Raw genomic sequence first — 24,687 nt, 5'->3', positions numbered from 1 at the left:
CATGGCCATTTCACTGTCGGCCGCTGCTGCGCGGCATGTGACCCGGTACCTGGCCAAGCGCGGCTCGGGTGTCGGTGTGCGCCTGGGGGTCAAGACCACAGGCTGCTCGGGCTTGGCTTACAAACTCGAGTACGTGGATGAGATCGCGCCGGAAGACGTGGTCTTTGAGGGCCATGGCGTCAAAGTGCTGGTGGACCCCAAAAGCCTGGCCTACATCGACGGGACCGAACTCGATTTTGTGCGCGAAGGCCTGAACGAAGGTTTCCGCTTCAACAACCCCAACGAGCGCGACCGCTGTGGTTGCGGTGAATCGTTCCGCGTTTGAGTTTTGAGTGCGTGATCTCTCTCCAAGCCAACGACTTCGAGCTGTTTGACGTGCCTGCGCAGTTTGCGCAAGACCGCGCACAACTCGATGTCCGCTGGAAAGCCCTGCAGCGCCAAGCCCACCCGGACCGTTTTGCGGCCGAGGGCGCTGCCGCTCAACGCGTGGCCATGCAGTTGTCGGTGCGCATCAACGAGGCGTATCAGCGGCTGAAAGACCCGCTCAAGCGCGCCGCTTATTTGTGCGAGCTGCGCGGAGCACCCGTCCAGGCGGAGAACAACACCGCCATGCCCGCCGCCTTTCTCATGCAACAAATGGAATGGCGTGAAAACCTCGACGAGACCGAATCCGCAGAAAGATTGGAAGCGCTGGCTGATGAAGTGTCTGCCGAGCAGCGCCGGGTACAGCAAGAATTGGCCCGCTTGCTCGACGAGGTGCAAGACCCTCTGCAAGCTGTGGGGCAGGTGAGGGCGCTGATGTTCATCGAGCGCTTCACGCACGAAGTGAACGCTAAACTTGACCGATTGACCTGAATTTTCCCGATTGACCATGGCCTTACTGCAGATTTCCGAACCGGGCCAGTCGCCCGACCCGCACCAGCGCCGCATCGCGGTGGGCATTGACCTGGGCACCACACACTCGCTGGTGGCCTCGGTGCGCAGCGGCGTGGCCGAGTGTTTGCCGGATGACGAGGGGCGGGTGATCTTGCCCTCTGTTGTGCGCTTCATGCCGGGCCAAGGTCGTCAGATCGGTTTTGACGCGGTGCAATCTGCCGCCTCCGATCCGGTCAACACCATCGCCTCGGTCAAGCGCTTCATGGGCCGTGGCCTGAACGACATCGCCGACCGCAGCAAACTGCCTTACGAATTCACCGCCAGCGAACAAGGCATGCTCAGCATCCAGACGGTGCAAGGCCCCAAGTCGCCCGTGGAAGTCAGCGCCGAAATCTTGGCCACCTTGCGTTACCGGGCGGAAGACACCTTCAACGACGACCTGTACGGCGCCGTCATCACCGTGCCCGCTTATTTTGACGACGCCCAACGCCAGGCCACAAAGGACGCGGCCCAGCTCGCCGGCTTGAACGTGCTGCGCCTGATCAATGAACCGACCGCCGCGGCGATTGCTTATGGCCTCGACAACGCCAGCGAAGGCGTTTATGCCGTGTTCGATTTGGGTGGCGGCACCTTCGATATTTCCATCCTGCGCCTGACGCAAGGTGTGTTCGAGGTTTTGTCCACAGGTGGGGACTCTGCCTTGGGCGGCGACGATTACGACCAAGCCTTGGCCGACTTCGCGCTAGCCCAACAACCCGACTTGCAAGCCGCTACGGCCGAAGACAAGACCCGGCTCAAGGCGGCAGCCCGTGCGGCCAAAGAAGCCTTGACCAGCGCAGACGCCGCCAGCTTGGATGTGGCTTTGTCCACTGGCGCTTTGTCGGTGCAGCTCAGCCGCGCCGATTTCGAGCAGGCCACCCAGACCCTCACGGCCCGCTGTATCACCGCCGTGCGCAAAGCCCTGCGCGATGCGCAATTGGCCAAAGACGATGTGCAAGGCGTGGTCATGGTGGGCGGCGCCACCCGCATGCCGCAAATCCAGCAAGCCGTGGCCGAGTTTTTTGGCCAGGCACCGCTCAACAACCTCAACCCCGACGAAGTCGTCGCCTTGGGCGCGGCCATCCAGGCCAACCAGCTGGCAGGCAACAACGCCGCAGGCGAGTTGCTCCTGCTCGATGTGATCCCCTTGTCGCTGGGCATCGAAACCATGGGCGGCCTGGTCGAGCGCATCATCCCGCGCAACCAGACCATCCCCACCGCCATGGCGCAGGACTTCACCACCTACCAAGATGGTCAGACCGCGCTGGCGCTGCATGTGGTGCAGGGCGAACGCGACCTGGTGCAAGACTGCCGCAGCCTGGCCCGCTTTGAGCTGCGTGGCATCCCGCCCATGGCCGCAGGGGCTGCCCGCATCCGCGTGACCTTCACGGTCGATGCAGACGGTCTGCTGAATGTGGGTGCCAAAGAACAAATCAGCGGCGTGGAAGCCCGCATCGACGTCAAGCCCTCGTATGGCCTGAGCGACGACCAGATCGCCACCATGCTGCAAGAAAGCTTCACCACGGCGCAAGCCGACATGAAGGCGCGTGCCTTGGTCGAAGCACGGGTGGATGCTGACCGCATGTTGCTGGCCACGCGCAGTGCCTTGCACGCCGACGGCCATTTGCTCCAACCTGCCGAACGCCGTGCCATTGATGCGCTCATGGCCACGCTGCAAGCTTCGGTGCAAACTGAACAAGATGCCCAAGCCCTGGAAGACTGCACACAAGCGCTGGCCAAGGGCACCGAAGCCTTTGCCGCCGAGCGCATGAACCACAGCATCCAGAAAGCGCTGGCCGGACAAAACATCCAATCCATGTAATCGCACGCACTGGCCCTGAATTCGGAAAACACCTATGCCCGTCATCAAAATCCTGCCCCACCCTGAGTACTGTCCACAAGGCGCCGAAATCACAGCGCCTGCAGGCACCAGCATTTGCGAGGCTTTGCTGGACAACCACATCAACATCGAGCACGCCTGTGACATGAGCGCGGCCTGCACCACCTGCCACGTGGTGGTGCGCGAAGGCTTTAGAACCCTCAATGAGATGGAAGAAACCGAGGAAGACCTGCTCGACCGTGCCTGGGGCTTGGAGCCCAACTCCCGTCTGAGTTGCCAGGCCTTTGTGGCCAAGAGCGATTTGGTCATCGAGATTCCTCGCTACACCATCAACCACGCCAAAGAACTGCACTGAGCTGAGCGAAAACATGCGCCAAATCGTTCTGGATACCGAAACCACAGGCCTGTCGGCCGAAGGCGGCGACCGCATCATTGAGCTGGGCTGTGTGGAGCTGTATGGGCGCAAGCTCACCGGCAACAACCTGCATTTTTATTTCAACCCTGAGCGTGACAGCCATGAAGATGCCCTCAAGGTGCATGGCATCAGCAACGAGTTCTTGCGCGACAAGCCTAAGTTTGTCGAGTTGACCGATGACATCCTCCAATACCTGGCCGATGCGGAACTGATCATCCACAACGCCGCGTTTGACATCGGCTTTCTGAACAAGGAGCTCGAACGCGCCGGCAAAAAGCCTTTGAAGGCTTATGTCAGTGGCGTGATCGACACCCTGGTCATGGCCAAAGAAATGTTTCCAGGCAAGCGCAACAGCCTCGATGCCCTCTGTGATCGGCTCGAAGTCGACAACTCAGGTCGCACCCTTCACGGCGCCTTGTTGGACGCCGAGTTGCTGGCCGATGTTTACATCAACATGACGCGAGGCCAGGAGGCCTTGTTGATCGATGCCGGTGACGCGCCAGCACACACCCAGTCGGTCATGGTCCAGGTGGATTTGCGAACCTACGTTTTGCCCGTGTTGCCAGCCAATGCCCAAGAGCTTGCCGCGCACAGCGAGGTGTTGGTCCAACTCGATAAATCCAGTGGCGGCAAAACCGTTTGGCGCCAGGCTCAAGGGGTTTGAGCTGCGTTAACTCGACCGGTCGTTCCTTGGCCCTGTTTTTTCCGTGAACACCAACAAAACCGGACAGTTTTTCATGGCATAATTGCGGTCTTCGCTAAAAAGCGCAGGGCGATTAGCTCAGGGGTAGAGCACTGCATTCACACTGCAGGGGTCGCAAGTTCGAAACTTGCATCGCCCACCAAAAATTCCCAATTAAATCAAGCACTTGGAGCGATCCAGGTGCTTTTTTTATGCCCCAAGAGTAGTACGGTTTCGCCGTACTACTTATTTTCAGCGTACTACGTGAAAACCTTTGCTTTTTTGTAGGAAATTCTTTCAAAGCCTCGTACTATTTGGCAATGGAGGAATGAATGGCAACTGCTAGCAAGAGATCAGTGACTAAAACCTCTGCTTCAGCCAAGAAGTTTTCGCAGAGAACACGTGCCACTGAAAAACACTACATCCCAAGCTACCCAACCAAGCTGTTTATCTACAAGCAAGCAGCCAGCAAGTATTGGTGGGTGAGGTATTTTGTGAATGGCAATGCAGTTCGCAAGACTACCAAGACTGAGAGCAAGCGTGAAGCAATTGCTTTTGCCAAATCCTTTTACGACACAGTGACCTACAACCAACGACATGGCATCTCAGCCACGTTGAGTGCCACAAGCTTTGCAGCTTGCTTGAAGGAAATGCTCAAGGCTGAGAAAGCCAAGCTGGACAGAGGCGAAATATCCAAGATCACTTTTGACAACAGCAACTATCGCTATGAAAAATCCATCACGCCATTTTTTGGCAAGATGGAAGTCAAAGACATTGACTACATGTGTATTGATCGTTATTTGAATCAGCTCAGCACACTGTCGCTCAGCGCATCTACCATCACAGCGTACTTGGGACTCACACGCAAGGTCCTTGCCTACGCAGCACGAAGACGATTGATCCCTTCAGTGCCAGAGTTTCCCAGTGTGAAACTTAATGACAAGCCGCGTGGATGGTTTACATGGAGCGAATACAGCAAGCTCTGGCGTAATGCTGGACGCTTGGTTGGAAAAAAGATACAAGTTCGCAAGTACTACGATGACTTAGGCGAAAAGCAAACCCAGTACGTGGATGCCAACTCTGCAGAATTCAAGTTTGGCGAGTTGTTACGAAACGTGGACATGACTGAAGATCTACGCAGACTGATCGTGTTCATGGTCAACAGCTACATCAGACCTACAGACATCAAGTTCATGCAGCACAAGCATGTGGATGTGGTGCGAAATAGAAATGTGTTTTTGAGATTGCGACTGCCACCAACCAAGGGACACAGCGACCCAATCACGACCATGCCCAAAGCAGTAGACACCTACAACACGCTGCTGCAGTACCACTTGGCGCAAGGCTTGATTGGTGCTGAGCACAGCGAAGACTATGTGTTCTTGCCCCAGTACAAAAACAACAGGGACTACGCCCTAAAGCAGTTGCAGAGACAGTGGGAAGTGTTGATGCATGAGACTGGATTGGCAACAAGTCCAGCTGGTGAAGAGCGTACCTTGTACAGCCTACGACACACATGCATCATGTGGCGACTCATGCTGGGTGAAGGAGTGAACACATTGGCATTGGCTCGCAACGCAAGAACTGGCGTTGACATGATTGATAGGTTCTATGCCAAGCCATTGAGTGGCGAGATGAATATTGAAATGCTGCAATCCCGCAGACGCAAGCGTACGATTTACGATGGTGATGTAGATATTTTCAAGGTGGACAGCAGCGTTACCTAAGTGACGCTGCCAACCCCTTTACGCTGCCTTGAGCAATGCAATTGGTGCTGCTTTGGTCGCAGAGTTCACAGATGGCATAAGACGGCTAGCAATTGACTTGGCAGCTGCTGCGTCCTTGATGCCATTTGCACCCATCCATCTCAGCAGTACGTCCATGTTCAAGCCATGTTGCTGACAGCGTTCATAAAAGCTGCTTTGGTCACTGCTGCACGCCACATCCAGCATGGTCAAATATTCGCTCATGGCTTGACTCTCAAGAGCGCTACTGGGATACATGATGCTCACAACCTCATGTGTTTCTGTCACATGGTTGTAGCGGCAAAGCAAGTGCTGAAATTCAACGTCAGATGCCTTTGGCATCGTGTGGCTGACTACTGACAAGTCCACATTGCCAATTGGTGCCTTCTGGGCAAGCTGACCACGCAGTTGCTGCTGCAGGTTTTTTTCTGCTGCCTTGAGGTGCTTGGTAGCCTCTGCGCTACCTACTGCCATGCGCACTGGCATTCCCCCGAATCAGTAGACAAATAATGATGTCAAAACTGAAGAGGAGCCATGCAAATGGAACGAACCAAATATGCCGCCGAGTTCAAGTCCGAGGCGGTCAAGCAAGTTATCGATAAAGGGCACCCAGTCGTCGATGTTGCCAAGCGGCTTGGAATTCCCGAGGGTGTTCTTTACGGCTGGGTCAACAAGTTCAAAAAGTCAGAACAACCTCAGTCAAGTGACCTTAAGACGCTGCAAGCCGAGATGGTCAAGCTCAAGGCGGAACTCAGGCGGACCACAGAGGAGCGCGATATCCTAAAAAAGGCCGCAGCGTACTTTGCCAAGCAGTCCGGGTGAAGTACGCATTCATGCAGGCGCACCAAAGTGAGTTTCGCCTGACCAGCATGTGCCGTGTTCTCAAGGTACACCGCAGTGGCTATTACGCTTGGCTGCGTGAGCCGCTCTCCCCAAGGGCCAAGGCCAACGAAAAGTTGACCACGCAGATTCGTGAGTTCTACGACCAAAGCATGGGAATCTACGGCAGCCCCCGCATCTTCTGTGACCTCAAGGAAGCGGGTGTGGCGTGTAGCGAGAACCGGGTTGCCAGGTTGATGCGTTCAGCAAAGATCAAATCGGTGCGGGGGTACAGGAGACCCAGGTACAAGGTGGGCAAGCCTGCGCAAGTGGCACCCAATCAACTGGAGCGTCAATTCCAGCATGATGAGCCAGACCAAGCTTGGGTAACGGATATTACCTATATCCGCACGCATGAGGGTTGGTTGTATTTGGCTGCCGTGCTGGATTTGCACTCGCGTGCGGTCGTTGGTTGGAGCATGGGGTCACACATGCGCACGAGCTTGGTGCTGGACGCACTGACGATGGCGGTTTGGCGCAGAAAGCCCAAGGATTCGGTGATCATCCATTCGGACCAAGGCAGCCAATTTGGGAGTGACGAATTCAATCGCTGGTGCAAAGACAACCGTTTGAGCCCCAGCATGAGCCGCCGGGGAAACTGTTGGGATAACGCGGTGGCCGAATCGTTCTTCAGCAGCTTGAAGAGCGAGCGGGTCAAAAAGCGGATTTACCAAACCAGGGCTGAGGCAAAGTCAGAGATCTTTGATTACATCGAGGTTTTCTACAATCGAGTCAGGCGCCACAAGCATCTCGATCAACTCAGCCCCCATGAGTTCGAGCGCCAGCGTCAAACTGCGCTATGAAAAGTGTCTACAGGTTTGGGGGAATGCCAGTGTTGCTGCGCCAAACGCACTAGACACAGCAGTGCGACCAGCTCAAAAAGCACTTCCCAAGCTCAGTGCTAGGCATGGTGGATTGGTGGCAGACGACACTGCAAAATAATTGGTTTTTATCCCTATTTTTGCGTACTACTTTGCCGTACTACTATTGAATATATGCTCTGCAAGCCTCATAAATGCTAGGTTTATTTAAAAGTCAGGAGTCTTCACACTGCAGGGGTCGCAAGTTCGAAACTTGCATCGCCCACCAAAAATTCCCAATGAAATCAAGCACTTAGAGGAAACTCTAGGTGCTTTTTCTTATGTTCAAAGTAGTATGGTCCGGGTTTACTACTTCTCATAGATTTTTCGATGTCTTTTCATAGATTTCGGAACAGTCAAACAACCCCAATTCAATCTGTTGTCAGTGACGCCAGCATGGTGTCAATGAAGCATTGTTTTTGGCATGTGCGCAGACTCAGCTAGCGTTGTGCGAAGCTTGAAAAAAAACGCTACGTTTGTTTTGAAACGGGTTCTGCTACTCAGCCCAGCGAGCCCAAGAAAAAACGCGCTGTAGGGCTTTTTTGAGTGCCGCGCGGGTGCCAGCTGCAAAAGAGCACTGCCTTATGCAGACTTTGCGCAAAAACAGTCGCTAAAGGCTGGTCTGAGTCATTAATGTCCAACACCTCAACAGCAGCAATCACTCACACTGGCCGATGAGTGTCGCCTGTGTTGAACAGCCGCTTCACCCTCGCAACCGGTCGCTGGACTCTGCTGCTCACTTCATATGGGCTTGAACATACACTTCTAGGTGTGGCGACAGGATCATCACGAGCTGTTACGGTCTAACGCTGGCCAAGGAGGTGGACGCTCAACGAAAATGTGACCAGCCTATTGCCTCAATGCGACCAATTCGACCGTTCATTTTTTTCGTTCGGATGCGCTCATTGTGAGAGCAGTGAGAATTAAAATTAGTTATTTTGTTTCTTAATATGTCATATACTTTTAATTTATAAAATAGAGAGGATCTTATGACGAAGCGAGTATTTTTCAGCTTTCACTACAAGGATGTCGCCGAACTGCGCGCAAACGTTGTACGAAATTCTTGGCTGACCAAGCCGGATCGGCAAGCTGCCGGCTTCTTTGACGCCTCTATATGGGAGGAAGCTAAGAAACAAAGCGAGCTCGCGCTGAAGCGGCTCATCAATGGCGGCGTTGACGGAACGACCAATACATGCGTGCTGGTTGGCAGTGAGACTTACGCTCGTCCGTGGGTGCGTTATGAGATTTTCAAGAGCTTGCTACGTGGCAATCACTTACTTGCAGTACACATCAACTCCATCAAAGGAAAAGACCAGTTGACAAAGTCTCTTGGTCATAACCCTTTCGACCACCTTGGAATTAGATTCGCAGCAGACGGAAAGACTGGCGAACTGATTGAGTGGAAAGAAAAGACATGGGTTCCATACATGCAGATTGATGGCAAGGCGGTCCATGACGTGAAGGCACCTTCAGGGTATGCAGGAAAGTCCGTCAAACTTAATGACTTGTACAAGATCTACGACTGGGTAGGTGATGACGGTTACAACAAGTTTTCCAACTGGCTGGTCTGAGGATTGACATGGCTGCAGTCTCTAAGGAAATTTTTATTGACGACTTTGCAACCATGCTGCGCAACGGGACCGCGGCAGTGTTCGCTGGAGCAGGCCTTTCCGTCGCAGCTGGGTACGTCAACTGGAAAGGGCTACTGAAACCCTTGGCAGATGAATTGAGCCTTAGCCTTGATGTTGAACATGACTTGGTCAAGGTGGCGCAATACCATGTCAATCGCCACAACAACCGTCACGACCTTGAGCAGAGAATCCTCAATGAATTCGCTGGCAAGCAAACTCAGGTCACGGAGAGCCATCGCATCTTGGCCAGGCTGCCGGTTGGCGTCTACTGGACGACAAACTATGACCGAACTATTGAGCGCGCCCTCGAGGATGCCGGCAAAGTAGTTGACGTCAAGTTCGAACAAACCCAGCTTCCGCATACGGTGACCGGTCGCGACGCCGTTGTCTACAAGATGCATGGAGACTGCGGATCAGCCGCATCGGCAGTCCTTGCGAAGCAAGATTATGAGAAGTACCACCTCACGCGTGGCGATTTCCTCACCGCCTTGTCGAGCGATCTCCTATCCAGAACGTTCCTCTTCATCGGATTTAGCTTCTCCGACCCGAACATGGACTACGTTTTGAGCCGCATGTATGCCAAGCACGATACAAGCCAGAAGAAGCACTACTGCCTGCTTGCTCGGGAGACAGAAAAGCAAGGTGAGTCACCCGAAGACTTTGCCTACCGCAAGGCTAAGCAGGAGTTCTTCATTCGTGACTTGCAGCGCTACAACATCCGCGTTGTGATGCTTGACAGCTACGACGATGTGCCTAAGGTTCTGAAAGCCATCGAATGGAAGTTCAAAAGCCGGAACGTGTTCGTCTCGGGTGCGGCACACGAATACGGTATCTTTTCTGAACCCTTGGCCCTTGACTTTGTACACAAGCTCGGCGATGGCTTGGTGGCGAATGACTACCGCATCGTCACAGGTCTCGGTCTTGGCATTGGAAGCACCTTGCTCGATGGAGCACTCCAGCAGATTTATCGCGTACAAAGGCGAGTATTGCGTGACCAGGTTGTCATTAGGCCTTTCCCGCAAGGTGTTACTGCCGAGCAAATTTGGCCCGCTTACCGAAGCGACATGCTCGACTTCGCAGGCGTAGCCATCTTCATGTTCGGTAACAAGCTGAACCAAGAAAAGACACAGGCCGTCATTTCTGATGGCGTAATCAAGGAATTCGAAATTGCAGTCGACAAAGGCATACAGGTTTTGCCGCTCGGATTCACTGGCTACGCAGCAAAGCAACTCTATGACCGAGTAGCTGCCAACTTCGACACCTTCTACCCAAAAGCTACGAGCAGGTTTCGCCAGTGTTTCTCTGATTTAGGCAACAACGCGAGGCCTTCTGATGAGCAGCGTAAGACTATTTTCGATGCACTGGTAGAACTAGCAAACATGTGAGGTAACTTTATGGCTACGTACTACACAAAAGCGGATGCACGGGGTTTCGCTTCTACGAAGATTCAAAAGTCGGCCATACGCGATAGCCGCCTAATCCTGAGAGAGGCAGTCCAAGCTGCGACCAACGAAGACAGCTTCGACATATTCCTGTCTCATGCTTCTCACGACAGCGACCTCATTCTCGGTGTTAAGGCCCTGCTTGAGAGCCTCAGATTCAGGGTCTACGTCGATTGGGTAAATGACCCACTGCTGGATCGCGCTAAGGTCACCAAACAAAGCGCAGGCCTTCTTAGACGGCGGATGCGTCAGTCTAAGTCGCTGGTCTGGGCTGCGACTGAGGCAGCAAGTGACTCAAAATGGATGCCTTGGGAGCTCGGCTACTTCGACGGGTTCAAGCCTAACCAGGTGGCGATTCTTCCGTTGGTCAACAACGCGTCAGACACATTCAAGGGTCAGGAGTACCTTGACCTGTACCCGGTGATTCGGAAGAACATTTACTCGAACGGCAAGGAGGACGTCTTTGTCGAAGAGACCGGAGTCAAATGGACGACGGTTGCGTCTTTCGGCAGTGGTGCGGCAAGCTGGCACAACTACTCGAGCTAAGCCCTGACGTGCCTAGCGCATGATGTAGGGTACCGACTGGCTGAGATTTCTGCAAAACCATCATCAACTCTAATCCGTTATTCCCAAGGCCGTGGCCGCCGCTTGCTTTGCAGTTCACCCACGTTCATCTCACCCTGAAGTGGAGCAGCGTAGAAGCGGTCGATCATTTCTGGGCTGGTCCGTGCATTGCGAGCCAGGGTCAATGTGTCCACAGTACGGCCAAACATCAACCGGAACATGATGCTGCTGTGGCGCAGGCTGTACAAGGTGTTGATTAGCCAGACAAACTGAGCCAGTGTTTGCATCGAATATTGAGCCACTGGTTATTAAAGAATTTGCTTATTCGGTTGTGGATAAGTTTAGCTGCTGGTTGCTTTTGCCCCCTTTCGTTTTGGATTGTTTACCCTTCAGGCTGACCGCCTGAGAGTGCTTGAAGCGCCAACTCTCGTTGCCCGTCTCCACAATGTGGCAGTGATGCGTGAGCCGGTCCAGCAACGCCGTGGTCATCTTGGCGTCGCCAAATACATTGGCCCACTCCGAGAAGTTCAGATTGGTCGTGATCACCACGCTGGTTCGCTCATATAGCTTGGACAGCAAATGAAACAGCAACGCGCCGCCTGATTGGGTGAACGGCAAATACCCCATCTCATCCAAGATCACCAAATCTACATACATCAAGCGATTGGCCAACTGCCCGTGCTTGTTCTGGGATTTCTCAAGCTCCAAGGCATTGACCAGTTCCACAGTAGAGAAGAAACGCACCCGCTTGCCCTTGGTGCGGATGGCTTGCACCCCAAGGCTGGTGGCCAAGTGCGTCTTGCCCGTGCCCGGTCCACCCACAAACACCACGTTGTGTGCCGAGTCCACAAACTGCAATTCATGCAACTGGTTGACCAGATTCGCGTCCACATGCGCCTGCGCGAAGTCAAACCCCGTCAAATCCCGGTGCGCGGGGAAGCGGGCAATGCGCATTTGATAGGCCATGGAACGCACCTCGCGCTGTGCAGCCTCTGACTTGATCAATTGGTGCAACACCACCTCATGGTCCAGCGCTTTGATCCTGGCAGTTCCCAGAACCTCCGGCCAAGCGCTGGCCATGCCATGCAGACTCAATGATTTGAGCCCATCGACCACATCACTCATGGCGTGCCTCCTGTTCATCTCTCAAAGCGTCATAGCGCTCCAAGTTGGCAAGCGCAGGCGTGTTCAGTTGCAGGGGCGTGCTGATTTCCAGGCGCGCAGGCGCAGGCTCCTTAAGCCGACCAATCACATTGAGCACGTGCTCGGCACTCACCCGGCCCGCCTGCAGTGCCAGCTCGGTGGCCACCAACACTTCTTCTAGCCCGTGCAAGTTCACCGCCAACAGCACCTGCGCCATCACTCGGTCCCCTCCTGGGTCTTTGAGCAACTGACGCTGCAACTCCAACAAGGGCTCGGGCATGTCCCTGAAGGGGGCGCCATTGCGCAACGCCCCGGGCTTGCGCTCGACCAAGGCAATGTAGTGCTGCCAGTCGTAAATGGTTTGATCCCGCCCAAAGTGACGCTCCAACCGGGCACTGTGCCCATCGAGCCCCACTACCAACAGGTACTCTGGGTAGACGCGCAAACTCACCACCCCATGCACCCACTCGCAAGGCACGCTGTAGCGGTTGCGTTGGTACTGAATCAGCGATGTAGAGGTCACCCGAATCGGTTGTTCAACGTACCCATCAAAGGGCTTGGGGCAAGGCATCAAGCGGCTCGCCTCATCTTGCCAAACATCGGCAATGCTCAGCTCTGGCCACTCTGGGTGTGCTAACTCTTACCAGGCATCTTGGCAGGCACGCTGGAGCCAGTCATTGAGCTCGGCCAGACTGCTCCAGCGCCGCTCAGTGACCTCGCGAACCACACCTCGCCTGCGGTCTTGCACGTTCTTCTCGACGATGCCCTTCTCCCACCCAGCCGCACGGTTGCAAAACTCGGGATCAAACAAATAATGCCCCGTCATCGCCTCAAACCGCGCGTTGACACTGCGCTGCTTGCCCTTGCCAATCTTGTCCACCGCCGTCTTCATGTTGTCGTAAATGCCCCGTTTGGGCACGCCGCCAAACACAGCAAAGCCTCTGGCATGGGCGTCAAACAGCATCTCATGGGTTTGCGTGAAGTAGGCCACCAGCAAGAACGCCCGACTGGCGGCCAGTTTGATGTGCGCCACCTCCAATCGGCGGCGCAACCCTCCAATGAAGGCGTACTCACAGCTCCAGTCAAACTGGAAGGCCTCGCCCAGCTCAAAGTGCAGCGGCACAAACCCCACGTTCTTGGGCGCATGGCTTTGCTCAAGCTTCCAGCGCCGGGCAAACCGGTACACCGGCGTCGAACTACCGCCGTAGCCCATGGCGCGCAAAGCCTCAAACAAGGCCTTGACCCCACGTCGCTCGCGCTTGTTACGGTGGCTGTCGGCTTTGAGCCAAGTGACAAGTTGCTCCTTGTACGGGTCCAGCACACTGGCCGCGCTCTGCCGAACAGGGTATTGGGGCTCAACCATTTCAGGCTCGCTGAGCCATTTGGTGGCCGTGTTTCTGGAAATTCCAAGCCTGAGGCTGGCTTGGCGCACTGACAGGCTATCTCGCAAGACGAGGCGGCGCAATTTACTCAAAGTACCCACGTTGATCACTCCCGGCCACCCTTGCTCAAAAAATGAGCAGGATAGGCCAATGAAATGGCTCAAATTTGGATGCAAATTTCCATCAAAGTGGCTCAGTTTTCAAAGCCAATCAACAGGTACCGGTCATGCTTTTGCCGTTCAGTTCCACTCGCATGCCCAAAAGGACGCTTTGCCATCCCAGAGGGAAGGTGTAGACGCATTCGACGTTGTCATCTGACCAGTTCTTGTAAACCTGCCGAATCTTGATCTGTGCCACCAAGCCATTGAGACGTCCAGTCACATGGGCCGACACCAACCCAATGTTGGCTTCCATGTCCTGGGCGTGCAGTCCAATTTGTTTTTTATTCGCTTGCATTGATTTCTTCCCAGGTGGTGAGGACGGAACGGATAAATAGACGGAGTTTTTCAGGCGAGAGACCCGCGATTTGCGGTTCTAAGTGCAGTTCAACGCCGGGGGCGATGAACACTTTGCTGATGACAGAGATGTCACCCGCAGCCTTTGGAAGGGGCGGGGGCGTGGTGATTCCGTTGATCAGTTGTTTGATGCGTTCCAGCGGCGTTCCCTGATCGGCCATGGCGCGAACCTGCAGCACTTGGTCCAGGTGCTTTTGGGTGTACCGCGCATGTTTTCGATCGCCTTCATGTCGGTCAACCAAGCCGAGTTGGATGTAATAGCGGATCGTTCTCAGCGGCAAATCGGTCAGCGCGCTGAGTTGGTTCAGGGTGAAAGTGGTGTCCATGTTTTCTATCATACAGTAAAACTGTCAAATAGAACTGTCATATAAAAAACGCCAAGATTGTCCGTACCTGAGCCACAATCAAACCGTGGCAAATCCAAATACAAAAACCATCTACTACCTGCCTGGCTATGGCGGTCAACTGGGTACAGGGCTGGGCAGAGCATTAATGGATCGCGGCTTTGATGTCGCCGGACGTGAGACGCGAGGCGACTTTCGTTCATTGCCTTTTGATGAACAAATCGCGACGGTGGGTCAAGACCTCAAAGATCACTTTTGGCATGCCGATGCCCGAGTTATCTGTAACTCCTTTGGTGCGTATCTTTTCTTGCACGCACAAACTCAGCTTCCATCCTTTCCGGGTCGAGTGCTGCTGTTGTCACCCATCGTGGGGGAGTTCACAAATGCTCAGGCCCGCACCAGTTTTTCTCCACCAAGGCCAACAAGACTCAAGGATTTGGCTGAAGCAGGGCATTTCAAGGTGCCGCGCCAATGCGAGATGCATGTAGGGGAAGATGATTGGCAAAGCATTCCGGCCAACGTGCAGGCTTTGGGACTGCTCACTGGAATCACAGTCATCGTGGTTCCAGGAGGTGATCATGACTTGGGCAAAGACTATGTTGGTCCGCTTCTAAACCAATGGCTAGTTGGATGACTGCCAGTTCAAAAGAGTTAAAAGCTCATCGGAAAAGTTCGATACTCATCTGGTCCGATGAACAAAACTGAATTTTCCATCGCCATGGCAAAAGGGTGATGAGTTGATCACCCGGAGGAGTCCACCGCCCATTGAAAAATGTTTACTGTGCCGGGGGAATGCCACAAAGATGACCCAGTCCGGCACAAACCCATGGCCCGCAATGCCCAGACCGTTTTGGCTTGACAGCTCGGGCTTGTCCAGGGACTTCAGCGTATTGTCGATGAGATGTAAGGCCACTGATTGCGCACACCCACCGTCTTGTCCCTAGTCAGAATACGCACCACGGATACAAGACCAGTCAAGACCATGGAGACAGTAAAGAGCCAGCCTTCGCCTCTAAAACTAGCTAGTCCGATTAATGCATAATTTTTATTTAATTGACCTATACGGGCTTTCCCTGATCGACATAGTTAATAATTTATACACAATGAATTGATACAAGAATATTGAAGGATAAATTTCAGTCTAGCCAAGAACACTGAACAGTATTTGCTGATTGAATTCCTCATGCTCTGCAAGGTGGTCTAGCCAATCTTGTACCCGCAATGCATTTCTAAATACCATCGAATAAAAGAAAGAATATTGACATAATGAATATAATTGAATCTTATAAAATAGCCATGACTCTAGTAGCAATTCCATTTATAGTTGCCTGCAGTGGTGAGCCATCTGAAAGAGATATCAAAAAAGCCATTCAAGACAGCTACAGTCAAGAGACTAACTCAATATTGTCCAGCAAGATTGGAGAGGCTCTACTTTCGTCAACTGGCGTCAAGGATATTAAGCTCGAAAATATTGAGAAAATAAATTGTATTTCAAATGCGAAGAATTCTTATATCTGTGAATATGTTTTGGAATACACTATTAATGTGGCTGATGGCAGTTTGGCAGAAATGTTCGGCGCAAAAGGGAAAAAAAGAACCATTACACGCTCTAAATTTTTAAAAACCTCAAAAAGCTGGATAATAGCAGATGAATAAAATATTTACATTCGCCTTCACTAGTTTTTATTTTTGCTCAATTGTCCCTTGCGCTGCACAACCTCTAGAGCAAACTTCATCTTACGTACCTGAAACATCTAGACTAATAAACCAAACATCGATTCAGGCGAATAATACTATTCGTAAGGTTCAAAAAACAGATGACTTACAGATTCCTAAAGATTGGCGGATGGTCAGTGTCGCAACTGTTCCTAAGACAAGTAGCAACGATCAAGAATTCATCCTCTTTTTTCAAGACTCAAAATCAAATGTCCATACTCTTGGCATCAATGCCAGTGGCATGGTCACTGGCCGTAATATCATAAAAATCAAAGCTACCGAATAGGATTAAGCAAAGCAGGTTTACCTAATTCCATCAATTTGCCATTTGATTTTGAAAAGTATTGAGACCAAAATGCAGATAATGCCGCCAAGGTTTTGGGATCTCTGTATTGATTTTTGTTTACCTTGGTGTTTTCAGGAATCAGACCTGTTCCTAATACATACACTCTAGCATCTGAAAAATCTGCAAACAGGTCATGTTTAACTACAAGATTTAATTCCTTTTCAGGATCAATCAACCGTACAGATTGATTCTGATAAAAACTTGAAATCGAAGAATTTTCTAGCATGTCCGAAGACAACAACACAACCTTATTTTTAGCTCCGGAAGATCTCACCATACCCGAGATCTCTTTCAAACTTGAAAAGATGTCTGACTTTGCAAGCTCACTACTTGTACCTTCAAAAGCATAACGCAGAGCAGCTCCAATCAGTTGATTTGCATACATCGGCTGCGAGTTCAGGCACTCATCAAATTTAGCTAATAACGGCTTAGAAATATCGGCTCTGACTGCCTCAGGCAATTTGTGTTCGATTCTTCCATTGGCAACAACACGTGTGTATTTTCCCTGATTGAACGAAGAAAATACTGTAACACTTACAGAATTACCATGTATTAAAAATGGACGGACCTGGTCTGCCAACTGCTGCTTAAGCTGATTATCCAGCATGGTCGTTTGATCGATAAAGATAAACAATTCTGTAGTTGAAATTTTGGTGGATTCAATTATTTTGGAGTTATAGCATGAGGGAAGTGCATTGGCTTGAGCCCAGCACGCTCCACTTATGAAACAAGCAGCAGCAGTCAAAAATTTCTTCAACATATTATTCAAGAATTTCAAAAAAGATTGTCCAAATCTTCATTTTGTTGCTTCGCAATTCTTGCCTTCTCTTCTTCCTTCCGGTTTTTGAAATGATCAATCACCTTAGTTCGGATTGGGTCATTCAAACTGGCGATGAAATTCTTCTTCGAATCTTTGTCGGATAAAGCATCAATTTCAACCAGAATCAATTCAAATTCATTTTCAATCGCCTTGGGAACCAACTTTTCAAGATCTTCTAGTTGACGTGTCCCATGACGCTCTCTCTCTCTTGTTCTTAATGCATCAGAGACTTGGTCAGCTTCCACCCTAGACTTTGCAGCCTCTTCACGTGATACACGAAGAAACTCTTTATAGGTCAATTTAGATTTGACCCAAGCATTGCCAGAAGTTGAATTTTTATATGAAATTTTTTCTTGAAGATCAGCCAATTTCGACTGCGCCACATCAGAAATTTCTTCATATTTCTGATAGACGTCTTCGTATCGGGCGAAGCCGCCTGTACCATCGTAAGCCTTTTGACTTTGTCGACCTGCGAAGCCCCATTGATAACCAAAATACGCACCGATAATTTGTAGAAAAACAAAAACAAATGCCAAAACTATAAATGTACCCCACCCACCTTGGCGGTCTATAGTTTTTTGGTACTCTTGGTTTGCCTGCTCCACTTTTCTATTTGCATCTTGACTGCCTGCAGGTAAAACAAACTGCTTCCCAGAATCACTAGAGAAATTCAATCCATCCTGATTAAGTTTAATTGTGAAGCCTTGGCTGTTAGATTGCCCAGTTATTTCTTGAGCAAGCTGTTTTTCCAATACCTGTCCACGTACATAAGTCGCACCTATAGCAACAATCAAAACAAAGATGATTGCGACAATGCCCATAACATTGACTTGATCAGTTCCTACCCTATTGGCAAGTCGCGTAAAATGCGGCTCTTTGGCATCAATAGACTGCGGCATCGAAAGGTTCACCGGTTGCGTACCGAATGTATTGTTCAGATGCCTCTCTTTACTTTCGTTCCAATGGTTCCACTGTCGACGAGCTGTTCGAATTTTCACCGATTTGTATAATTCTCGACCTGCAGCATGTGTCAATACAACTAGAATCACAGAGATTAGGAAAGCAATACCTAACGCTGCTAGTTCTTGGTTATTCTCACTTGCGCCTGGCAATGTGTACCCCGCCAAAACATATGAAAATCCAAGTGCCTCAACGATCACCAATGCAATTGTCAATACCCAAATAAACAGTGGCATCGGTGTTCTACCGTCATCACCTGCCAGCGTCAGATAAGTCACTTTCTCATTGAAATCATGCTCGGATTGAAGTGGCTGGAATTTTTTGTAATCTTGGCAGAGCTTTTTCTCAGAAAGAAACCAAGTTGGATACGTATCATCTTTACGTGTATTCCTGGAAAGAGAGGCAATTTTTCCAATAAATGGAAAGCCGTACCATGTGTTCAGCCACCACCATTTCACCTGTTCCCATTTGGCTGCAATTATCGTCAAGGCTATCATTACCAGGACAAGACTCCACGCCATCATCGACATATCTTGGAAAAATTCTTTCATTTATATATCCTCAGTAAGACGCTTGTGGTTTGTAATCAGCAACATATGTTCCCGATTTTCGGTTATAAACGATCAGTCCTTGATCTGAACGGCCCTGTCCCTTGACGGGCAATAAAATGTCCATACACTTTAAACCAGTTGATTCTGGTGGAAATACTCTGTAGAGCACACCATTTCCAACTAAATAACTATTAACTGATGGAACTGTTTCAATTGTTGGCTTTTGGTTCGGATTGTTATTGTATTTCTCATAAGCCTTCATTTTCGGCGGGACAGGACTTTCGCCATTCTCTCTCAAAACATACACGTAATCCAAAACAATAGCGTTGTTATTTGTAGTCCCATACCACGTTCTCCCATCTATTCCTTGTACATAGTCGGTAGGACGACGGTTTTGAGGAACACCAGTATCCAGCATTTTTATTGCACCAATGCTTCTTGGTCGATCTTTAGTGCAATCACTGAGCGAATTTATATCGTGGGCGTGCGCATGTGAAAAGAAACTGAATGCGCTTTTTTTGTTGTCATCTTTGGCTATGTTCAATGTTGCCCTCTGTGGGGTGTAAGGAACTCCACCGAAATCAATACTTGTGTATGCGCGAGGCGGTACATTTTCTATTGCCACGGGTGCTACTGGAATAGAACTCGGATTACTCGAGTTTTCTTTGGACTCAATCTTGCTGGTACTTTTAGCATGAGGAGTTGATTTAACTACCGAGTTGGAAGAAGTCTGAGCTGTCCTCTTGCCCTCGTAGCGATACAAGGCTACGGGAGCACGGCGGCTCGTTTCGTATAGTCGGAGTGCCTCCGCATCGCTCAATTCAGCAATTTCAACTCGCCTGTTCTTAGCTCGACCGTCAGAGGTTTCGTTGGAGGCAATGGGCAGCACTTCTCCCGCGCCTTGGTAATACAGATTTGTGGAAGGGAAACCTGCGTTGGCAAAAATCTTACCAATCGCACGAGCACGCCGCTCTGATAAATTCATGTTGTAACGCGTGTCTCCAACATCATCGGTGTGACCCACGATCAGAATCTTCTTGCTACCGGATAGGTACTTGGTGCTCGCTTTCCACTCAGCAGCCAGCTGCTTGTAGAACTCTTGTGCTTTGGCTGTAGGTTCGTCTGCGCCGAATGCAAACTGCTCTGCACCGTCGAGGCCTATGTTAGTGACATTGATCTGCTTGTCTGAACCATCAGATTCAACAGAGACAGCCATCTTGTACTTGGCTCCCAGTGCCTTTATGTACTTCTCAAATTCTTTGCCAGCCTCAATTTCCCATCGCAGCACTTTGATCTTTTGAGGCCGAACAGTCGCGTAGTTGCCAACCCCAACTGCCTTTTCCAAGATCGCTAAGGCCTGCTCTACTTCATTTTCATTTTTGTACTCACCTGTCAGCATCAACCTACCAATAGTGTCCTTTGCAACATCGGCGGAGCCGAGTCCTGAACTCTTGAATTGCTTGATGACCTCTTGAACTTGAGCATCACTTACATTCGCTTTGAAATAAGTCTTCTCATATTGCGGATGACTTGTAACAGCACACCCCGTCAATGTTGCCGCAATGGAAAGAAGCAATAGCCTATTGAGAATACTCATGGCGATCAGTTAGGGAGGATGACAAAGGGTTTTTTGGCTTGTTGGACCTGCCCTTCTGATTGCAAACTGATAAGCATTTCACATTGCTGAGGGCCTATGCTGGCATCAGCTGAGGGAATGGCAACACGGCCATATTGTTCCACCGTGCCTGGCCGTACACTGAAAACTTCAGGCTTTACGTTGAATTCCGTGTTTCCGCACTTCCAGGCGCGACTCACTTGAACTTGAGGGGTAGCTGTTGGATCAGGGGTAAGAACAGCTAGACGGAAGCTTGAATTCATGTCGGTTCCAGCCTTGACTTGGTCAGAAATTCCCAACCCTTCAAGTTTGAACAAGACACCCTGGCCGTTGTAGCCGTATTTGTCAGCAGTTTCTTGATAGTTTTTTGTTTGAGCATTACGAGTCGTCACTACGTTGAGCCGCTCAGTGCAGGTTTTCCATGAAGTCTGCCAACCGGCAACACCGCCTGCTGCAGCACCTAAACCTGCGCCAATCGCCGCACCTTGGTTTTTCTGACCATCCTTGCCTAGGATTGCACCAAGAAGACCACCTATTAATGCCCCCGTAGCTGCACTTTGAGCTGTAACTTTGTTCATGCATTCTTGCAGAACTTGGTTGGTGGTTTGTTGCGCATTTGCTCCGCTTAGCAATGCACCCAAGACGGCAAATATTACTACTTTTGATTTCAAAAAAAGCTCCTCAAAGTTTCAATAATGATAGCATCTATATTTACATTAAGGGCAAACAAATCGGATCATTAAATCGAGGAGGGCGTAATGGTTTTTTTTACTTCATCTTATATAAAGTTACTCTTTGCAGCATCACTAGCTTGGGTGCTTCTTTTCCTACTCGCTACACCGGCACACTCGCAGACCAACCTAGTGCTCGACGATGCACTCAAAGCCTCAATTCGAGGTCGAGCATTGTTAAAGGAGAAATGTGATGTTCGGACAGTGGCTCCAAAAGATTGGGTCAAGGTTGATATCGATGGCGATGGATATCTAGAGATCATCGCGCCATTCATAACGGAAGGCTGCGGAGGGGGGAACAACTGGGGCGTGTCGATCGGAGTTTTTCGAAAGACTGGAAGTCTTTTCAGAATGGTGGACTCACAACCAATTCAAGGCATTCTTGAAAAAATCACGGTAAGTGTTCCCCGCATCGTTGCGCAAACCTTGGTTTATGGTGCCGAGGACCCTCGCTGCTGCCCGTCACAAAAGTCATTCGAAATTTTCATTTGGGTCAGTGGCGCATTACGGGCGAGTTCGACATAAGTCCTGCTATCAAGCCCAGCGAACCCAAGAAAAAACGCGCTGTAGGACTTTTTTGAGTGCCGCGCGGATGCCTGCTGCAAAGGAGCACTGCCTTATGCAGACTTGGACGGCATGCAGTCGCCGCACATGAACATGCGTTGATTGATCAACTTCTTAAACATGCCAAGTGCCCGTGGCTTGTGCAAGCCGCATTTGTAGCAACTGATGGTGGCCATGCTGCCTATATTTTGAAACGGTGAGCCGCTTCTTTACGCTTGTAGAGCAGGCCATCCTCGGCGAACTTAGTTTCTTGGTCGGTGCTCATGAACTCATTCTGAACATGCTATTGGAGAAATGATTCGATTGTTTTGAGTAGTAGAGCCACGACCTAAATGTGTTGCTGGTCGCGAGATGATCACGTGCCAACCTTTTTGAGCGAAAACTGACAAAATCGACGTGTGATTCGATTGCTGTCAATTTTATCAATCCTTGCAGCCTTTTTCCTAGGCAACATGGCCTCTGCCAACATCATCCATGGACGGGTGGTGGGCGTGTCCGATGGTGACTCAGTCACTGTCATTGACGCCAAAAAAACTCAGTTCAAGATCAGACTGGCCGGAATTGACGCTCCTGAAAAGTCCCAAGCCTACGGTCAAAAGGCCAAAGAGTCCTTGGCTGATCTTGTCTTCGGAAAAAATGTTGATGTGCAATGGAGCAAGCAAGATCGTTACGGTCGAACCGTTGGAAAGATCTTGTTGGGTGGCGTGGACATCAATTTGGAGCAAATCAAACGCGGCATGGCTTGGCATTACAAGCAATATCAAAACGAGCAATCGGAAGAAGATAGAGTTACTTATTCTGAGTTTGAGAACATTGCACGAGACAAAAAAATGGGTCTTTGGCGCGATCCCTTTCCAATTGAGCCTGCAATTTTTAGGCAGAAAAAATAGCAGGCATTGGAGTAGGGTAGTGGTGGTCTGCAAATCTTATGCATATTGCCAATCTGCGTCGCAAAACTCCATACACTTTGGCCGTTCGCCCCGAAAACTTTATATACATTGACCCGTTCTTGGGCCACAATGAACATGTGATGGGTGCTTAAAAAAGCAGCACCGTAAAAAGAAATGACACTGGTTTACAGTCGGAGTCACAAAGTGAAAATAAAAATTTTACTTTATAATTACATGAATATACTACTTTGATCCGGTCGAAAACAGCTAAGTGGTTGTTTTTTAAGGGGAAAAAGGTGAAATGTTGGCGTTTTCACACTGCAGGGGTCGCAAGTTCGAAACTTGCATCGCCCACCAAATAACCGCATCAAAAAACCCCGCAAGACCTACGTCTTGCGGGGTTTTTCTTTGGGTTTTTGTTGCCCATCGCATGGACGCAATCAGCCACCAGTTGCATCCTTGATGCATTTTTTGGTGAAGCTGTTTTTGGCAGCACCTGCCAGTTTTTTCTCTTGGGCTTTTGCTTCACAGCTTGTGGTCGCTGTGGTCAGGTTGGCTGCTGCATCTTTTTCACATTTGGTGACAAAACTTTTTTTGGCAGCACCCGCCAGTTTTTTCTCTGCTGCTTGCGCATCACAGGTAGAGGCCATAGCGGATGAGCTCATCGTGATGAGGGCAATCGAAAAGAGGGCGGTCAAATTGCGCATGTGTGGTCCACGGTGAAAACAAAACTATAAATTAACAAAAATGACAATTTTTGGCAATAGTGAAAAAACTTCAGGATTTGAATGTTCTGTGTGTTGAGCTGGAAGTTCAGCGCATCTGCCCAAGGATGCACAGTCCAAATGCGCTGAAGTGCTTTGAAGATGTCGGAAATACGACCTGCCAGTGAGTCGGCGTCGTTACTGAGGGCGTCAGCCAGCAGCCATGGACAAAGTCTGTCATGGCCCTTGTTCAGTGCTGGGCACCCCACCCAAAAAATTGGTGAATGCCATCACGCTGCGCCATGGCATCCGCTTGTCCCAAGGCAATGAGCTCCTGCGTGTAGGCCGCTTCAAATAACAAATAACTCACCAAGGCATTGCCCTGGCCTTGCAGTGTGTTCAGGCTGGCACCCAACGTTCGCAGCAGACTTTTGACGGTCGCGGGCAGGGCCTCTGCGTGCTTGGCGGCGATCGCATCGAGGCGCTGCGACGGGGCAATCAGGAGCAGTTGCACGGGGCGCAAATGGGTTGACTGTCGTTTGTCCTCTGGGATCAGCGCCAAGGTTTGGTTGATGCGCTGCATGCGCTCAACGTCCACCGCCAATGAGTCCAAGAAAATGCTGGACAAGGCATGACCTGCAATGTGCGCCAGCGTAGGGTAGCTGGGTTCCCCTGTGTCTTTTTGGTGGGGCTCCAGCATGCGGCCTGCGCCCACGACCAATATTTTGCTGGCGCCCAAATGGATGGCGGGTGAAATGGGCGCGGTTTGTCGCATGGAGCCATCGCCAAAATAGGCGCTTCCTTGAGGGCCCTCTAGGCGCATGGCTGGAAAAATAAAGGGAATGGCGGAGCTGGCGAGGAGATGTGCGTGAGACAACGGGCCGTGCTGCGCCAGCCTTTGATTGCGCACCCAAGGGGTGACCGCATGCAGGCTGTCATAAAAAGTAACGTGCTCGCCCGTGCTGTAGCTGGAGGCTGTGATGGCCAAAGCGCGCAAATGGCCTTGTGCCATCAAGGCTGGTAAGCGCTCCAGAGCGATGCGATGGGTCAACAAGTCACTCAGGGGATCGTTGTTCAGCAGTGATTTGGGGCGCAGGCGCTTTTGTGCAATGAGCCAACCCAGGGAGAGCAAAGAAATCCAGCGTGCACCCGACCGGATCATGCCCAGAACGTCTGATCGGTAGACCTGTTCCACCTGAAAATGTTGCCAGACATCCACCAATTCCTCGATGGCGCAGTCAAACCGGTCCGCGTTGCTGGCCAAAAAGGCGGCATTGATGGCGCCTGCTGAGGTGCCAGAGATCACCGGAAAGGGGTTGCCTTGATCGGCACTGGCTTCTCGTCGCATGCGTGCAATGGCAGCCAATACGCCGACTTGGTAGGCAGCGCGTGCGCCACCACCCGAGAGAATCAGACCGGTTGTTTGAGGCATG

Annotated in this window: 26 protein-coding genes, 1 tRNA gene and 1 pseudogene; 16 read left to right on the top strand and 12 right to left on the bottom strand. The window is 50.9% G+C overall.

Annotated elements, in window-relative coordinates:
- The first annotated feature begins 1 nt into the window (after position 1).
- The 7 genes from iscA (at position 2) to ACHEXK_RS08775 (ending at position 5,579) form a co-directional block, all read left to right on the top strand.
- Complete coding sequence (gene iscA / locus ACHEXK_RS08805; RefSeq protein WP_019425275.1) at positions 2-325, top strand: iron-sulfur cluster assembly protein IscA; 324 nt, start codon at positions 2-4, stop codon at positions 323-325.
- Positions 326-339: 14 nt separating this feature from the next.
- Positions 340-855, top strand: a complete 516-nt coding sequence (gene hscB / locus ACHEXK_RS08800; protein ID WP_416548903.1) for a Fe-S protein assembly co-chaperone HscB — start codon at positions 340-342, stop codon at positions 853-855.
- Between the two features lie 16 nt (positions 856-871).
- Positions 872-2,737: a Fe-S protein assembly chaperone HscA gene (hscA, locus tag ACHEXK_RS08795; protein WP_416545324.1), complete on the top strand. Its 1,866-nt coding sequence runs from the start codon at positions 872-874 to the stop codon at positions 2,735-2,737.
- Between the two features lie 34 nt (positions 2,738-2,771).
- A complete protein-coding gene (gene fdx, locus ACHEXK_RS08790) occupies positions 2,772-3,110 on the top strand; it encodes an ISC system 2Fe-2S type ferredoxin (protein WP_416545322.1) in 339 nt (112 codons plus the stop codon).
- A 13-nt stretch (positions 3,111-3,123) separates the two neighbouring features.
- Complete coding sequence (dnaQ, locus tag ACHEXK_RS08785; RefSeq protein WP_416545320.1) at positions 3,124-3,834, top strand: DNA polymerase III subunit epsilon; 711 nt, start codon at positions 3,124-3,126, stop codon at positions 3,832-3,834.
- 106 nt (positions 3,835-3,940) lie between these two features.
- Positions 3,941-4,015: transfer RNA gene (locus ACHEXK_RS08780), tRNA-Val, on the top strand.
- 169 nt (positions 4,016-4,184) lie between these two features.
- The gene (locus ACHEXK_RS08775; protein ID WP_416545318.1) at positions 4,185-5,579 is read left to right on the top strand and encodes a hypothetical protein; all 1,395 of its coding nucleotides are present in this window, start codon (positions 4,185-4,187) and stop codon (positions 5,577-5,579) included.
- Between the two features lie 18 nt (positions 5,580-5,597).
- On the opposite strand, the gene ACHEXK_RS08770 is transcribed toward ACHEXK_RS08775, so the two are convergent.
- A complete protein-coding gene (locus tag ACHEXK_RS08770) occupies positions 5,598-6,083 on the bottom strand; it encodes a hypothetical protein (protein WP_416545316.1) in 486 nt (161 codons plus the stop codon).
- A 54-nt stretch (positions 6,084-6,137) separates the two neighbouring features.
- Here ACHEXK_RS08770 and ACHEXK_RS08765 point away from each other — a divergent pair.
- The 4 genes from ACHEXK_RS08765 to ACHEXK_RS08750 all read left to right on the top strand — a co-directional run bounded on the left by ACHEXK_RS08765 (position 6,138) and on the right by ACHEXK_RS08750 (position 10,955).
- Positions 6,138-7,279 (top strand): IS3 family transposase gene (locus ACHEXK_RS08765; protein ID WP_416545314.1). Its coding sequence is split into 2 segments (ribosomal slippage): positions 6,138-6,384 and positions 6,384-7,279, totalling 1,143 coding nucleotides; the frame shifts between segments, so codons are not numbered across the junction.
- Positions 7,280-8,325: 1,046 nt separating this feature from the next.
- Positions 8,326-8,907 (top strand): TIR domain-containing protein, encoded by a 582-nt coding sequence (locus ACHEXK_RS08760; protein ID WP_416545312.1) that lies wholly within the window; start codon positions 8,326-8,328, stop codon positions 8,905-8,907.
- Positions 8,908-8,915: 8 nt separating this feature from the next.
- Positions 8,916-10,352 (top strand): SIR2 family protein, encoded by a 1,437-nt coding sequence (locus ACHEXK_RS08755; RefSeq protein ID WP_416545311.1) that lies wholly within the window; start codon positions 8,916-8,918, stop codon positions 10,350-10,352.
- 9 nt (positions 10,353-10,361) lie between these two features.
- Positions 10,362-10,955, top strand: a complete 594-nt coding sequence (locus tag ACHEXK_RS08750; protein WP_416545309.1) for a toll-Interleukin receptor — start codon at positions 10,362-10,364, stop codon at positions 10,953-10,955.
- A 77-nt stretch (positions 10,956-11,032) separates the two neighbouring features.
- Here the strand turns inward: ACHEXK_RS08750 and ACHEXK_RS08745 are convergent, their stop codons facing one another.
- The 5 genes and pseudogenes from ACHEXK_RS08745 to ACHEXK_RS08725 form a co-directional block, all read right to left on the bottom strand.
- Complete coding sequence (locus ACHEXK_RS08745) at positions 11,033-11,260, bottom strand: hypothetical protein (protein WP_416545307.1); 228 nt, start codon at positions 11,258-11,260, stop codon at positions 11,033-11,035.
- A 34-nt stretch (positions 11,261-11,294) separates the two neighbouring features.
- Complete coding sequence (istB, locus tag ACHEXK_RS08740) at positions 11,295-12,098, bottom strand: IS21-like element helper ATPase IstB (protein WP_416545305.1); 804 nt, start codon at positions 12,096-12,098, stop codon at positions 11,295-11,297.
- Positions 12,091-13,599, bottom strand: a pseudogene (gene istA, locus ACHEXK_RS08735) (IS21 family transposase). Before istA ends, istB begins: the two are co-directional and overlap by 8 nt.
- 109 nt (positions 13,600-13,708) lie before the next feature.
- A complete protein-coding gene (locus tag ACHEXK_RS08730) occupies positions 13,709-13,954 on the bottom strand; it encodes a VIT domain-containing protein (RefSeq protein WP_416545303.1) in 246 nt (81 codons plus the stop codon).
- Positions 13,941-14,339: a helix-turn-helix domain-containing protein gene (locus ACHEXK_RS08725; RefSeq protein ID WP_416545301.1), complete on the bottom strand. Its 399-nt coding sequence runs from the start codon at positions 14,337-14,339 to the stop codon at positions 13,941-13,943. The genes ACHEXK_RS08730 and ACHEXK_RS08725 overlap by 14 nt, the downstream gene beginning before the upstream one ends.
- A gap of 85 nt (positions 14,340-14,424) precedes the next feature.
- On the opposite strand from ACHEXK_RS08725, the gene ACHEXK_RS08720 reads away from it, so the two are divergent.
- The 3 genes from ACHEXK_RS08720 (at position 14,425) to ACHEXK_RS08710 (ending at position 16,359) form a co-directional block, all read left to right on the top strand.
- Positions 14,425-14,991, top strand: coding sequence for a hypothetical protein (locus ACHEXK_RS08720; protein ID WP_416545299.1), 567 nt, complete (start codon positions 14,425-14,427; stop codon positions 14,989-14,991).
- Between the two features lie 632 nt (positions 14,992-15,623).
- Positions 15,624-16,013: a hypothetical protein gene (locus ACHEXK_RS08715; RefSeq protein ID WP_416545297.1), complete on the top strand. Its 390-nt coding sequence runs from the start codon at positions 15,624-15,626 to the stop codon at positions 16,011-16,013.
- Positions 16,006-16,359 carry a hypothetical protein gene (locus ACHEXK_RS08710; RefSeq protein WP_416545295.1) on the top strand — a complete coding sequence of 118 codons (354 nt, stop codon included), beginning with the start codon at positions 16,006-16,008 and terminating at the stop codon, positions 16,357-16,359. Before ACHEXK_RS08715 ends, ACHEXK_RS08710 begins: the two co-directional genes overlap by 8 nt.
- Here the strand turns inward: ACHEXK_RS08710 and ACHEXK_RS08705 are convergent.
- The 4 genes from ACHEXK_RS08705 to ACHEXK_RS08690 are packed head-to-tail and all read right to left on the bottom strand — an operon-like array spanning position 16,349 to position 21,036.
- Entirely contained in the window at positions 16,349-17,164 is an 816-nt protein-coding gene (locus ACHEXK_RS08705) for a hypothetical protein (RefSeq protein WP_416545293.1), read from the bottom strand. The genes ACHEXK_RS08710 and ACHEXK_RS08705 overlap by 11 nt on opposite strands.
- A 29-nt stretch (positions 17,165-17,193) precedes the next feature.
- Positions 17,194-18,750 (bottom strand): hypothetical protein, encoded by a 1,557-nt coding sequence (locus ACHEXK_RS08700; protein WP_416545291.1) that lies wholly within the window; start codon positions 18,748-18,750, stop codon positions 17,194-17,196.
- 10 nt (positions 18,751-18,760) lie between these two features.
- On the bottom strand, positions 18,761-20,347 hold the full coding sequence (locus ACHEXK_RS08695; RefSeq protein WP_416545289.1) for an OmpA family protein: 1,587 nt from the start codon (positions 20,345-20,347) through the stop codon (positions 18,761-18,763).
- Positions 20,348-20,352: 5 nt separating this feature from the next.
- Entirely contained in the window at positions 20,353-21,036 is a 684-nt protein-coding gene (locus ACHEXK_RS08690; protein WP_416545287.1) for a YMGG-like glycine zipper-containing protein, read from the bottom strand.
- Between the two features lie 87 nt (positions 21,037-21,123).
- Between ACHEXK_RS08690 and ACHEXK_RS08685 the strand changes: the two genes are divergently transcribed.
- Together ACHEXK_RS08685 and ACHEXK_RS08680 are read left to right on the top strand one after the other, a co-directional pair.
- Positions 21,124-21,621 (top strand): hypothetical protein, encoded by a 498-nt coding sequence (locus ACHEXK_RS08685; RefSeq protein WP_416545285.1) that lies wholly within the window; start codon positions 21,124-21,126, stop codon positions 21,619-21,621.
- A 437-nt stretch (positions 21,622-22,058) separates the two neighbouring features.
- A complete protein-coding gene (locus ACHEXK_RS08680) occupies positions 22,059-22,550 on the top strand; it encodes a thermonuclease family protein (RefSeq protein WP_416545283.1) in 492 nt (163 codons plus the stop codon).
- A gap of 440 nt (positions 22,551-22,990) precedes the next feature.
- Here ACHEXK_RS08680 and ACHEXK_RS08675 read toward each other — a convergent pair whose 3' ends face one another.
- Both ACHEXK_RS08675 and ACHEXK_RS08670 read right to left on the bottom strand, forming a co-directional pair.
- Positions 22,991-23,257: a hypothetical protein gene (locus ACHEXK_RS08675; RefSeq protein WP_416545281.1), complete on the bottom strand. Its 267-nt coding sequence runs from the start codon at positions 23,255-23,257 to the stop codon at positions 22,991-22,993.
- Between the two features lie 247 nt (positions 23,258-23,504).
- The gene (locus ACHEXK_RS08670) at positions 23,505-24,686 is read right to left on the bottom strand and encodes a patatin-like phospholipase family protein (protein WP_416545279.1); all 1,182 of its coding nucleotides are present in this window, start codon (positions 24,684-24,686) and stop codon (positions 23,505-23,507) included.
- Position 24,687 lies beyond the last annotated feature (1 nt).

Origin of the sequence: Limnohabitans sp. DCL3, from assembly GCF_048019295.1 — a bacterium.
Classification (GTDB): Bacteria; Pseudomonadota; Gammaproteobacteria; order Burkholderiales; family Burkholderiaceae_C; genus Limnohabitans_A.
The sequence above is the reverse complement of the archived record's forward strand: the minus strand, read 5'-3'. Positions and strand labels throughout refer to the sequence as shown.

Bases quoted from the DNA above. Each gene is read 5' to 3' on its own strand.
- ACHEXK_RS08675 (WP_416545281.1), bottom strand. From the start codon at position 23,257: ATGCGCAATTTGACCGCCCTCTTTTCGATTGCCCTCATCACGATGAGC.
- ACHEXK_RS08750 (WP_416545309.1), top strand. From the start codon at position 10,362: ATGGCTACGTACTACACAAAAGCGGATGCACGGGGTTTCGCTTCTACG.
- ACHEXK_RS08685 (WP_416545285.1), top strand. From the start codon at position 21,124: ATGGTTTTTTTTACTTCATCTTATATAAAGTTACTCTTTGCAGCATCA.
- ACHEXK_RS08730 (WP_416545303.1), bottom strand. From the start codon at position 13,954: ATGCAAGCGAATAAAAAACAAATTGGACTGCACGCCCAGGACATGGAA.
- ACHEXK_RS08710 (WP_416545295.1), top strand. From the start codon at position 16,006: ATGAATAAAATATTTACATTCGCCTTCACTAGTTTTTATTTTTGCTCA.
- ACHEXK_RS08745 (WP_416545307.1), bottom strand. From the start codon at position 11,260: ATGCAAACACTGGCTCAGTTTGTCTGGCTAATCAACACCTTGTACAGC.
- ACHEXK_RS08775 (WP_416545318.1), top strand. From the start codon at position 4,185: ATGGCAACTGCTAGCAAGAGATCAGTGACTAAAACCTCTGCTTCAGCC.
- ACHEXK_RS08755 (WP_416545311.1), top strand. From the start codon at position 8,916: ATGGCTGCAGTCTCTAAGGAAATTTTTATTGACGACTTTGCAACCATG.
- ACHEXK_RS08770 (WP_416545316.1), bottom strand. From the start codon at position 6,083: ATGCCAGTGCGCATGGCAGTAGGTAGCGCAGAGGCTACCAAGCACCTC.
- ACHEXK_RS08760 (WP_416545312.1), top strand. From the start codon at position 8,326: ATGACGAAGCGAGTATTTTTCAGCTTTCACTACAAGGATGTCGCCGAA.
- ACHEXK_RS08670 (WP_416545279.1), bottom strand. From the start codon at position 24,686: ATGCCTCAAACAACCGGTCTGATTCTCTCGGGTGGTGGCGCACGCGCT.
- ACHEXK_RS08700 (WP_416545291.1), bottom strand. From the start codon at position 18,750: ATGAAAGAATTTTTCCAAGATATGTCGATGATGGCGTGGAGTCTTGTC.
- ACHEXK_RS08695 (WP_416545289.1), bottom strand. From the start codon at position 20,347: ATGAGTATTCTCAATAGGCTATTGCTTCTTTCCATTGCGGCAACATTG.
- ACHEXK_RS08715 (WP_416545297.1), top strand. From the start codon at position 15,624: ATGAATATAATTGAATCTTATAAAATAGCCATGACTCTAGTAGCAATT.
- iscA (WP_019425275.1), top strand. From the start codon at position 2: ATGGCCATTTCACTGTCGGCCGCTGCTGCGCGGCATGTGACCCGGTAC.
- ACHEXK_RS08725 (WP_416545301.1), bottom strand. From the start codon at position 14,339: ATGGACACCACTTTCACCCTGAACCAACTCAGCGCGCTGACCGATTTG.
- hscA (WP_416545324.1), top strand. From the start codon at position 872: ATGGCCTTACTGCAGATTTCCGAACCGGGCCAGTCGCCCGACCCGCAC.
- fdx (WP_416545322.1), top strand. From the start codon at position 2,772: ATGCCCGTCATCAAAATCCTGCCCCACCCTGAGTACTGTCCACAAGGC.
- dnaQ (WP_416545320.1), top strand. From the start codon at position 3,124: ATGCGCCAAATCGTTCTGGATACCGAAACCACAGGCCTGTCGGCCGAA.
- istB (WP_416545305.1), bottom strand. From the start codon at position 12,098: ATGAGTGATGTGGTCGATGGGCTCAAATCATTGAGTCTGCATGGCATG.